This window comes from Catenuloplanes nepalensis, assembly GCF_030811575.1.
GTDB lineage: Bacteria > Actinomycetota > Actinomycetes > Mycobacteriales > Micromonosporaceae > Catenuloplanes > Catenuloplanes nepalensis.
Genome location: NZ_JAUSRA010000001.1, coordinates 5611530 through 5622815 on the forward strand (window position 1 = coordinate 5611530; position 11286 = coordinate 5622815).

Below are 11286 nucleotides of genomic sequence, written 5' to 3' on the forward strand. Positions count from 1 at the left end.
GTGCCAAATCGTTGTTATCCGGCGCTCTTAACAACGATTTGCGACACGTGATCGTTTCGATAGCTAGCCGACACAGCTTTTATCGCGATATTTCGGGCAGGGGTGAGTAGTGAGGTCGAGACCTGTTGATCGATCACCAGTTGGGTGGGGCTCCGGCGGGTTTCGGGCTGAATTACGCTAGGCGCAACCACCAACGCCGGAGATAACGCGGAATATCGGGCGCGCAGCGCCCGATCCACAGCACCGCGCCGCGACGGCGGAGCCCACGAGATGAGCGCACTCCGCTGGCCGAGGATCTCGGCCGGGCCCGCCTGAAGTGGGCGTTCCTACCGCCGCATCCGGTCGTCGAAGAGCATCGTGATCATCACGGGCAGCAGCGTGCAGCCGAGGAGCGCGAACGGGATCTCCGGGTCCGGGCCGGGCCAGAACAGGATCAGCAGCGCGGCCAGCATGATCAGAACGGTCTGTGCGATCACGATTCGGGACCACAGGCCGCGGCGGAGCAGCACGAACAGGTGCAGGCGCACGCCGGTTCGCAGTCGTCGATACCGCAGGAATGCCGCGATTCCCCAGATCAGCGCCATCACCAGCAGCCCCCACAGCCGGTCGCCGAGGGCGAACGACAGGACCTGTGGCTCGTCCTCGGTGGGGAGGTCCGCCGCGAGGGCCGCCACCGCCAGGCAGGCCAGGGCGGGCCAGCGGGTGCGGCGCAGCAGCAGGTATCCGGCGTGGTCCAGTTTCGGGCGCAGCCCGTCGAGGCGGGGGTTCGCGGCGAGCGCGTCCGCGATTACCGTGGACGCGCGCCCGGCCAGCGCGCCTTCCGCCTCGGCCAGCGTGAAGAGTGTCCGCGCCTCCTCGTGTTCCGGGTCGAGGCGCAGCGTCTCGCGCAGCGCGCGCTCGCAGGTGGCGTTGTCGCCGAGCACGGCCGCGGCCAGGCATACGGCCAGGTGCGCGCCGGGCAGCTCCGGTTCGCGGCGGACCGCCTCGTCGGCGAGCGCGAACGCCTCCGGTGCGCGGCCGGGGACGGTCCGGATCAGCCGGGACAGCACCGCGTACGGGGCGGCCTCGGCCGGCTCGGCGGCGATGGCGGCCCGCAGCGACTCCTCGGCCTCCCGGTCCCGGTCGAGGCGCGCGAGCAGGTACCCGCGCAGGTACAGCACGGCGAACTCGTGCGGCGCGATCCGGACCGCCTCGTCCAGCGCGGCGAGCGCGGCCGGGATGTCCTGGTCGCCGAGGTGCACGCGGCCGAGCAGCACCCAGGCGGCCGCGTCGTCCGGTTCCGACGCGACCATCCGGGACAGCAGGTCACCGGCGGCCGCGTACCGCCCGGCCTGGACCAGCAGCTCCGCGCGCTCCAGGGTCACAACCTGCGCCGGGCCTTCAGGTAGGCGAGCAGGTCGTCGTACATGCCGCCCTCGTTGGCGAACATGGCCACGTTGCGGGCGGCGGCGAACCACGGCTCGACGGACGGGACCGTGGTCTTCGCGGCGGCCAGCAGGTCGGGCATGCCGATCATGCGGACCGTGCCGGTGCGGGCGGAGTCGAGCAGCGCGCGTTCGGCCGCGCTCTCGCAGAGGTGGGCGAGGTCGGCGCCGGAGAGCCCGTCCGTCGCCTTGACCAGCTTGGGCAGGTCGACGTTCTCGATCGGCCGGTCGCGCAGGTGGTATTCGAGGATCGCCGCGCGGGCGGGCGCGTCCGGCGGCAGCACCAGGATCGTCCGGTCCAGGCGGCCGGGCCGGCGCAGCGCCACGTCGACGTCCCACGGCACGTTCGTGGCGGCGAGCACGAACACGCCCTCGTTCTTCGCGCCGTCCACGCCGTCCAGCTCGGTGAGCAGTTGGTTGACGGTGGTCCGCATGCTGTTCGTGGCCGCGCGGCCACGCTTGCCGCCGAGCGCGTCCAGCTCGTCCAGGAAGATCACGCACGGCGCCATCCGGCGGGCGGTCGCGAAGACCTCGTGCATGTTCCGCTCGGAGGTGCCGAGCCACATGTCCAGCACGTCGCTGATCGCCACGGTGAGGAACCGCGCGCCCAGCTCACCGGCGACCGCGCGGGCGATGAACGTCTTGCCGCAGCCGGGCGGGCCGTAGAGCAGCAGGCCGCCGCGCAGGCTCTTGCCGAAGAGCCTGCGCAGCTCGGGGTTGCGCATCGGCGCCAGGAACGCGGCCTCCAGACGCTCCTTGACCTCGTGCATGCCGCCCACGTCGGCCAGTGTCAGCCCGCCGACCGACTCCGCCTGCCAGAGATCACCGGGGCCGGGCTTGCCGTCCGCCCGCACCTGGTCCGGTTCGCCGGAACCGTCCGGGGCCGAGCGTGCGAAGCGCGGCGGGACCACATCACCGACCTGCTCCTCCGCCTCTTTCCAATCAAAACCCTTCGCGGGTACGCCGGACGCCTGCTCCGGCGTCCCCCGCACTTCCCCGGCCGGCACGGCCGACTCCGGTGCTTCCACGGCAGGCGCGGCCGAGGCCGGCTCTTCCGCATCCGGCGCGGCCGGGGTCCGCACTTCCGCGACAGCCGCAGCCGGGGCCGACACCTCCGCATCCGGCGCGGCCGGGGTCGGCGCTCCCGGGGCAGGCGCGGCCGGGGCAGGCGCGGCCGGGGCAGGCGCGGCCGGGGCAGGCGCGGCCGGGGCAGGCGCGGCCGGGGCAGGCGCGGTCGCGGCCGGGGCCGGGGTCGGGGCGGTCGCGGCCGGGGTCGGGGTCGGGGCGGTCGCGGTCGCGGCCGGGGCCGGGGTCGGGGCGGTCGCGGCCGGGGTCGGGGCGGCAGGCGCGGCCGGGGCGGGCGGGCCGGGCAGTGACATCGCGTGTGCCATCAGCGCCCGCGCGTCCGGGTCGCCCGGCACCCGCTGCAGCGCGAACGCGATCTCCGTGATCGCCGCGTCCGAGTGCCCCTCGCGCAGCAGAATCTCGGCCAGGTGCAGGCGCAGCGGCACGTCGTCCGGCGCGGCCTCGACCGCACCGCGCAGACTCGTGATCAGGCGGGACTCGTCCGGCATGGTTCCGGACTCTACCCACCTCGCGCCATCCCCACCTTTCGTGATCCAGGCGTCCCCCATGTCGTTCCAGCGCCATGGGGGACGCCTGGATCACGATCCCGGGGGTCAGAGGGTGCCGCGGCGCGCGTCCTCCCACCCGTCCACGGACGTGGTGTTCGAGGCGAGCACCTTGTCGATCTCGGCCAGCTCGTCGTCGCCGAAGTCGAGGTTCGCCAGCGCGCCGATGTTCTGCTCCAGCTGCCCGGTGCTGCTCGCGCCGATCACCAGCGACGTCACCCGCGGGTCGCGCAGCGCCCAGGCCAGCGCGGTCTGCGCCAGGCTCTGCCCGCGCCGCCCGGCGATCTCGTTCAGCGCGGTGAGCTGTGCGACCCGGTCGTCGTCGATCGTGTACTTGCCCTGGTCCACGCGTGATCCGGACGGGATCCCGGTCAGGTACTTGCCGGTCAGCAGCCCCTGCGCGAGCGCGGTGAACCCGATCACGCCGACGCCGAGGTCCGAGGCCGCGTCGAGCAGCCCTTCGGTCTCGATCCAGCGGTTGAGCATCGAGTAGGACGGCTGGTGGATCAGCAGCGGCGTGCCCAGCTCGCGCAGCAGCCCGGCCATCTCGCGCGTGTGCTCCGCGTCGTAGGACGAGATGCCCACGTAGAGCGCGCGCCCGGACCGCACGGCCGTGTCCAGCGCGGCCGCGGTCTCCGCGAGCGGCGTGTCCGGGTCGTACCGGTGCGAGTAGAAGATGTCGACGTGGTCGCGCCCGAGGCGTTCGAGCGACTGGTCCAGGCTGGCCAGCACGTACTTCCGGGAGCCACCGCCCTGCCCGTACGGGCCCGGCCACATGTCCCAGCCGGCCTTGGTGGAGATCACGATCTCGTCCCGGTACGCGCGGAGGTCCTCGCGCAGCAGCCGGCCGAAGTTGCGCTCGGCCGCGCCGAACGGCGGCCCGTAGTTGTTGGCCAGGTCGAAGTGGGTGATCCCGGCGTCGAACGCGGCCCGGACGATCCCCCGCTGTGTCTCGACCGGCACGTCGTCGCCGAAGTTGTGCCAGAGGCCCAGCGACAGCACCGGCAGGTCGAGCCCGGAGCGCCCGGTGCGCCGGTACTGCATCGGTCCGTCATAGCGTGCGGAAGCGGCGGTGTAGCTCATCCTGCCTTTATATGCGCCGGGCGGATGATCCGCTCGGGTACCCAGCCCTTCACCACCCCATGATCCAGGCGTCGTCCACGTCGTTGGAACGACGTGGACGACGCCTGGATCACCACACAGGCGGACGGGTCAGATCGTCGCGGTGCAGCTCGGCGTGATCGCGCCGGGCGTGCCGCCGGCGATGAAGCCGAACGACGTGCTCGCGCCCGCGTTCAGCGCGCCGTTGTAGGCCGCGTTCGTCGCGGTGGCCGTGGTGCCGCTGGTGGTGACGGTCGCGTTCCACGACTGGCTGATCGCCTGGCCGCTCGGCAGCGTCCAGGTCACCCGCCAGCCCTTGATCGCCGCGCTGCCCGCGGTGACCTTCACGTCGCCCTGGTAGCCGCCGGACCAGGTGGACGCGGTGGAGTAGGTCACCGAGCAGCCCTCGGCACCGCCAGTCGGGGACGGCGCCGGCGACGAGGTCGGCGACACGGTCGCGGACGGCCGGGGCGACGGCGACGAGGTGGCGGTCGCGGTCGGCGTCGGGTTCACGACGCCGCCGAAGTTGACGTCGCTGCACCAGTAGTAGGACTGGTCGAGGTGGCTGGCCTGCCAGATCGTGTAGACGACGTGCCGGCCGGTGCGGCCGGGCGCGCTGACCGGAATGTCCAGTGCGACGCCGCCCGCGACCTGGTCCCACTGCGAGGCCGGCGTGTCACCGATCTCCTTGACCAATTCCAGGTTGCCCCAGCCGAGCGGCTGCGTGACCGGGTCGTACCCCTGCTTGGTCACGTAGACGCGGATGTAGTCGGCGCCGTGGCTGGCCTGGTCGAAGACGTGCGCGGTGAAGTCGTTCGACACGTTCTCGGCGTGCCAGTTCCCGACCGTGTCGAGCGCGTTGTAGCGGCCGCTGTTCGACCGGCCCGCGCTGCACAGCTGGCCGTCCGGGATGGCGCCCTGGTGGTTGCCGGCGACGCCCTCGCGGAACAGGCCGTTCCAGTTCCACATCGCGTTCGGGTCGGCCTGCCAGGCCTGCCAGCACATCGGGTCCTCGGTGGCCATGGCCGGGTTCTGGAACTCGCCGCCCCACCGCTCCCAGCAGCGGAAGTTGCGGGACGGTGGGTCCTGGATGTTGCCGTGCGCCTGCGCGGGCACCGCCCAGGCGGCGGTGACCGCGACGATCGCGGCGGCCAGCACGGCCAGCGCGCGGAGAAGGAGATTTCGGGACAGGGCAGAAGGCATGAGGAGCGCTCCAAGGCAGAGAGAGGGACGAGAGCGGCGCGGCGAGTGAGCTGCCCGGTGCTCCTGCGCGCGTGGCTCTGCGAAAACGGCTCCGCCGGAGAGATTCACACAGTTCGATCAAAACCGCAAACCGAAGACCCGTCCCGGGGTACGCCGAACGGCTGCGCGGACCTCGGGCGAGCGGCTGAATTCCGTACCGCCAAAGGGATTTGATCGATGCTTTATAGCCCGATATTTCATGACTCATCCCACAACATCGATGCCCCAGACGCCGCCGCGCTTGCCACGCCAAGTACGTTCTTCGCATGGCCACGGTGTTGCTCGTCGAGGACGACCACGTCGTGCGAGGTGCGATGTTGCGCAGCCTCGCCGACCGTGGGCATGCCGTCCATGCCGTCGGCACGGCGCTGGAAGCGCTGCGCCGGGTCGCCGCGGAGACGCCCGATCTGGTCGTGCTCGACCTCGGCCTCCCGGACCTCGACGGCGCGGACGCGTTGCGGATGCTGCGCGGCATCACCGACGTGCCGATCATCATCGCCACCGCCCGCGACGACGAGCAGTCGATAGTGCGACTGCTGCGCTCCGGTGCCGACGACTACATGGTGAAGCCGTTCACCGGCGCCCACCTGGACGCGCGCATCACCACCGTGCTGCGCCGCGCCGGCCGCGCCACCCGCACCGCCCAGCCGGCCGTGCACCAGGTCGGCGGCCTGCGGGTCGACGTCGGCGAGCGCTCCGCGCAGCTCGACGGCGCGCCGCTCGCGCTGACCCGCAAGGAATTCGACCTGCTCGCTTACCTCGCCGCCCGCCCGGGCCGCGTGGTGTCCCGCCGGGAGCTGTTGGAGGAGGTATGGCGACAGCCATCGGTCGGCGAGGACCAGACGATCGACGTGCACCTGTACTGGCTCCGCCGCAAGCTGGGCGAGTCCGCGGCGAAACCGCGCTACCTGCGCACCGTGCGGGGGGTCGGATTCCGGTTGGTGGCACCGGACTGAGGGCCGGACTGGCGTATGTCAGCGCGGCGATGACCGCGGTGGCCGCGCTGGTCTTCGTGATCCCGCTGGCCATCCAGGTCGCCGAGGACGCGCGGGAACGCGCGCTCACCGAGGCCGGGCGGCGCAGCGCGATAGTCGCCGGTGCGCTGGCCGCACAGGCCGACGAGGCGGGCGTGCAGCGCGCGATCGAGGCGGCCGGCAGCGGCCCGCTGACCGACACGCCGGTGGTGCTCGGGCTCTCCGATTCGCAGGAGGGCCGGGCCGCCGAGGCGGACCGGGAGCGCGCGATCAGCGGCGGCCGCCCGGTCGTGGTCCGGGTGGACGGCGGCGCGCTGCGGCTCGAACCGGTGATCGTCGGCGAGAACACCGCGGTCGTCGAGGTGTTCGTGCCGGACCACGCGCTCAACGACGGCGTCCCCGCGATCTGGTGGACGCTCGCGCTCATCGCGCTCGGCCTGGTCGGCGCCAGCGTGTTCGTCGTCGACCGGCTCGCCGGCAAGACGGTCGGCTCCGCGCGGTCGCTGGTCCGGGCCGCGATGGCGGTCGGCGACGGCGACCTCGGCGTGCGCATCCAGCCGACCGGGCCGCGCGAGCTGGCCGAGGCCGGTTACGCGTTCAACCGGATGGCGGACCGGCTGGTCACCTCGCGCACCAACGAACGGGAGATGGTGGCGGACCTGTCGCACCGGCTGCGTACCCCGCTGACCGTGCTGCGACTGGACGCGGAGGCGCTCGACCCCGACGACACCAGCGTCGGCGACTTCTCCGCGGCCGAGCTGGACCGGCGGCGCACGATCCGGCGCATCCGGCAGGCGATCGTGACCCTCGAAGGCGAGGTGGACGCGCTGATCACCACGACCCGGCGCGCGGTCGCGGATCGAGGTGCGCCACCGCCGGAGGACGGCGGCTGCGACGCCAGCGAGGTGGTCCGGGAGCGGATGACGTTCTGGTCCGCGCTGGCCGGCGACCAGAACCGGCCGTACCGGGTGATCGGCGCGCAGACCCGCATCCCCGTGCAGGTGCCCCGCTCCGAGCTGGCCGCCGCGCTGGACGCGGTGCTGGGCAACGTGTTCCGCTACACCGCGCAGGGCACCGCGTTCGAGATCGGCGTGTCCCGGCGGGACGGCTGGATCGCGCTGCGCGTGGACGACGCCGGCACCGGCATCGCCGACCCGGAACGGGCACTGCAACGCGGCGCCTCCGACCGGGGCTCCACCGGGCTCGGGCTGGACATCGCGAAGCGGGCCACGCTCGCCACCGGCGGGTCGGTCAGCATCGCGCGATCCTCGCTCGGCGGCGCCAGCGTGGTCATGCTCTTCGGCGACGCCGAGGCCAAACCGAAGCAGGCCAGCCGGTTCGGCCTGGTCGGACGCCTGGCGGGCGAACCCGGACGACCCCGGTGGCCCCGCCCGCGCGATAACTCGGAGTGATGTGCGGACCACCCAACGATCTGAACCCCCAAGCTTTGCTTAGTTTCGCCTTAAGCCCATTCCCACAGCCATCTGCCAGGTGGCAGTCTTCAACCCGATCCCATCCGGTTACGTCGGACCACCGCCCGCAAGTCGTCCCCACACCCCGGTCCGGTGTAACCCGCGTGCGGCGGGGTGCGGTCCCCCAAACCCTCACCCCGCCGCGCGCCCACCATGCGGAGGTATCACACGCGTGTCGTCGCACCGCGAGCTTCCACGGCGGCGAACGGCCACAACGCGCTCCTTCATCCGGGATCTTCCGGCGTCGTTCGGCTCGACCAGCGCGCGGCACCGCCGCGCGGGGGCTCCCGAGCCGCGACAGACCGGCCTCTCCTCCGGACTCGCGCGACTGTCCGGCATCATCCGTTCCGCCGGCTTCCCGCGTTCCGCCGGCTTCCCGCGTTCCGCCGGGTTTCTGCGCTCCGCCGGGATCGGGGCACGCTGGGGCCGGGTGCGGGAGATCGTCTCGGCGCGGGTGGTGCCGACCCGGCGCGATCATCCGACCGAGCCGCCCGAAACGCCGCAAGAAGCGCAAAACCCTTCCGCGGTACGCCGTGAGGGTGCCCGCCGCCGCGTCCAGGAGCTGCCGGCCTGGGCCAGCCGGACCCAGCTGATGCGCGTGCAGGCGATCCGGCGCGACCGCGGCGGCCGCGCGCCCGCGCCGGCCGAACCGCCGGCCTCGCCCCGGTCGGCGAAGCGGCACGGCGAGGTGGTCCGGCGCACCTCGGCCGCGCGCGACCTGCCCGCGACCGTGCGCTTCCCGCGCCGGATCAACCTGGCCACCGGCGCCGTGCTGCTCGGCATCGTGCTGCTGATCCTGCCCGCGCTGCTCACCCAGTGGACGCCCAGCATCAGCTCGCTGCCCGGCCTGGTGCCGATCGCGGCGCTGCCGGCCAGCCAGCCGGAGGACGGCCTGGTCTACGACGGGCTCACCCCGGCCAGCCGCAACTCGCTCTGCATCGGGGCGTACGAGGTGAACGACACCGCCGGCGTCTGCTCCTACGGGCCGGACCCGGCACCGCCCTCGTTCAAGGTCTCCCAGGACGCGGCGCCGATCGCGGAGGGCGTGCCCCCGCTGGTCGAGCCGGTCAAGGACACCCGCGGCGTGCCGGACGACGCGGACGTGGTGCGGGACGAGGGCGCGGTCGTGCCGGCCAGCTCGATGCCCGCGCTGGTGCCGGACCCGGCCAGCGGCGACGACGCGTTCACCGTGGGCGAGGACGGCGTGGCCTGCGAGGGCGACGGTTACCAGGGCAAGCGGGTGCAGGTCATCTACGCGTACCCGACGGACGCGGTCAGCCGGTTCAGCCGCTACCTGCCGTCGATCCGCCGCTGGGCCGCCGAGGTCGACGAGATCTTCTCCGCCAGCGCGGCCCGCACCGGCGGCATCCGGCACGTGCGCTACGTGACCACGCCGGACTGCCGCGTCGACGTGACCGAGGTGCAACTGCCCGCGGACCGGCTGGACGGCTTCGACCGGACGCTGGCCGGCATGCGCGCGCTCGGCTACGACCGGACCGACCGGAAATACCTGATCTTCGCGGACACGAACGTCTACTGCGGCATCGGCACGGTCATCCGGGACGCCCGCGCCGACGCCGGCAACCTGAACAACGGCGGCCCGTCCTACGCGCGCGTCGACGCCGGCTGCTGGTCCGCGCCGATGGCCACGCACCAGCTCGTGCACACGCTCGGCGGCGTCGGCGACGGCGCGCCGAACAGCAGCGGCCTGGGCCACTGCCTCGACGACCACGACCTGATGTGCTACCCGGACGAGAGCGGCGAGGAGGTCCGGGTCGACTGCGAGAGCGTGTCCGGCGAGGCGCTGCTCGACTGCGGCGGCGACGACTACTTCAACACCGATCCGGAGCCGGGCAGCTACCTCGCCACGAACTGGAACCTGGCGAACAGCGAGTTCCTGATCCGTGAGGCCGCGCCGGGCGACACGCAGCCCGCAGAGCCGGCCCCGGACCGCCCGGCCGGCGCCGTGACGCCGCCGCGCGGAAATCCGTCGCCGTCGCCCCGCCGGTCCACCACGCCCACGAAGTCGCCCGTGCCCGCGTCGCCCTCCCCCACGCCGACCAGCGGTGAGGACGACCCGGAGGATCCCGAGGACCCGGAGGACACCGGCGACGACGATGACGAGGGCGTGGTCAGCGGCCTGCTGGACGGGCTGCTCGGCGGCGGGGGCGGTGGCGCGCCGACCGGGTCCAGCCCGTCCGTCACGCCGTCCGCTGCCTCACCGACGCCGTCCCTGCCGGCGCCGCCGCCGGCCGAGCCCGGCCTGGCCAGCGAGCCGCCGATCGGCGCACCGCCACCGCCCGGCTTCCTCAAGATCCGGGACACCACCAGCACGTCCACCCGGGTCAGCTGGAACGCGGCCACGGACGCGGTGCACTACACCGTGACGGTCAACGGTCAGATCATCGGCGTCACCGCGGCCACCCGGGCCCGGATCATCGGCCTGACGCCCGGCACGGAATACAGCATCCAGGTGCTGACCAGCGACGGCGAGCGGTTCACGGACGCGCTCACCGCCAAGACCTCGCCGGCCGCCCGCCCGATCATGGAGGGCTGGTTCCAGCTCGACAACGCGCTCACCGGCGGCGCCGCGCACCTCTACGGCGCCCGCAACAACGAGTCCACGCCGATCGTGGCCCAGCGCGCCGAGGGCGTCACCCAGCAGCAGTGGAGCCTGCGCCGGGTGGGCAACGCCTTCCAGCTCGTCTCCCGGGTCACCGAGAAGTGCGTGGTCCCGCTGGGCGGCGAGATCGCCGCCGGAGTCCCCCTCGTCCAGGTCACCTGCAAGGAGGCGGCCGATGAACAGCACTGGGTCGTCCTGCCCACCGACAACGGCTTCACGCTCCGCGCGGCCGGCGCCAACCTGGTGGCCGGCCTGGGCGAGCAGCGGTACGGCGGCGCGCGCGTCCTCTCCCTGCAGAGCCCGGACGGACTGCTTCACCAGTCGTGGACCGCGCTCCCCGGGTAACCGACGATGAGCCCGCGCCGCCCGCACGCGATGCCGGCCTCCAGCCCGGAGGCCGGCGGGTTCTTCACGCGCCGCCGCATCATCCGCTGGGTGATCCTGCTGACGCTGGGCGTGCTGACGTTCCTCGCCTGCTGGCAGGACCCGGTCTACGCCTCCCCGGTCGCCACGCCCGCGCCCTGCCCCACCGCCGCCCCCGGCACCGTGGTCTGCGCCGCACCGGCCGGTCCGGCAGTCCGAATGGCCGACGTGGAGATCCCCGCGACCGGCCACGCCTCGGTCACCGCGCTGCTGATCGGCGCGGGCGCGGTGGCGCTGCTGTTCACCGCGATCACGCTCGCCACGCTGCGCCGCCGCCCTTGACGAGACCGGCCCTCCGTCTGAACCCTTCGTCGCCGGCCGATCCGTGATCCAGGCGTTATTGACGTCGTTAGAACGACGTCAATAACGCCTGGATCACCAGAAGACCGCCGCCGG

At 73.0% G+C, this 11286-nt stretch carries 8 protein-coding genes; 4 read left to right on the forward strand and 4 right to left on the reverse strand.

All coding sequences use genetic code 11. From position 1 onward, the window contains the following. Positions 1 to 326: 326 nt before the first annotated feature. From J2S43_RS23935 to J2S43_RS23950, 4 genes are all read right to left on the reverse strand, one after another. Positions 327 to 1364 (reverse strand): tetratricopeptide repeat protein, encoded by a 1038-nt coding sequence (locus tag J2S43_RS23935; protein WP_306832784.1) that lies wholly within the window; start codon positions 1362 to 1364, stop codon positions 327 to 329. Beyond that, positions 1361 to 2998: an AAA family ATPase gene (locus tag J2S43_RS23940; protein WP_306832786.1), complete on the reverse strand. Its 1638-nt coding sequence runs from the start codon at positions 2996 to 2998 to the stop codon at positions 1361 to 1363. Before J2S43_RS23940 ends, J2S43_RS23935 begins: the two co-directional genes overlap by 4 nt. A gap of 105 nt (positions 2999 to 3103) precedes the next feature. After that, on the reverse strand, positions 3104 to 4138 hold the full coding sequence (gene mgrA, locus J2S43_RS23945) for an L-glyceraldehyde 3-phosphate reductase (RefSeq protein ID WP_306832788.1): 1035 nt from the start codon (positions 4136 to 4138) through the stop codon (positions 3104 to 3106). Between the two features lie 129 nt (positions 4139 to 4267). After that, positions 4268 to 5359, reverse strand: a complete 1092-nt coding sequence (locus J2S43_RS23950) for a lytic polysaccharide monooxygenase (protein WP_306832790.1) — start codon at positions 5357 to 5359, stop codon at positions 4268 to 4270. Between the two features lie 305 nt (positions 5360 to 5664). Between J2S43_RS23950 and J2S43_RS23955 the strand changes: the two genes are divergently transcribed. From J2S43_RS23955 to J2S43_RS23970, 4 genes are all read left to right on the forward strand, one after another. Beyond that, entirely contained in the window at positions 5665 to 6354 is a 690-nt protein-coding gene (locus J2S43_RS23955) for a response regulator transcription factor (protein WP_306832792.1), read from the forward strand. Positions 6355 to 6383: 29 nt separating this feature from the next. Then, entirely contained in the window at positions 6384 to 7784 is a 1401-nt protein-coding gene (locus J2S43_RS23960) for a sensor histidine kinase (RefSeq protein ID WP_306832794.1), read from the forward strand. A gap of 232 nt (positions 7785 to 8016) precedes the next feature. Continuing rightward, positions 8017 to 10812, forward strand: coding sequence for an RICIN domain-containing protein (locus J2S43_RS23965; protein ID WP_306832795.1), 2796 nt, complete (start codon positions 8017 to 8019; stop codon positions 10810 to 10812). 6 nt (positions 10813 to 10818) lie between these two features. Beyond that, positions 10819 to 11172 carry a hypothetical protein gene (locus J2S43_RS23970; RefSeq protein WP_306832797.1) on the forward strand — a complete coding sequence of 118 codons (354 nt, stop codon included), beginning with the start codon at positions 10819 to 10821 and terminating at the stop codon, positions 11170 to 11172. Positions 11173 to 11286: the final 114 nt, after the last annotated feature.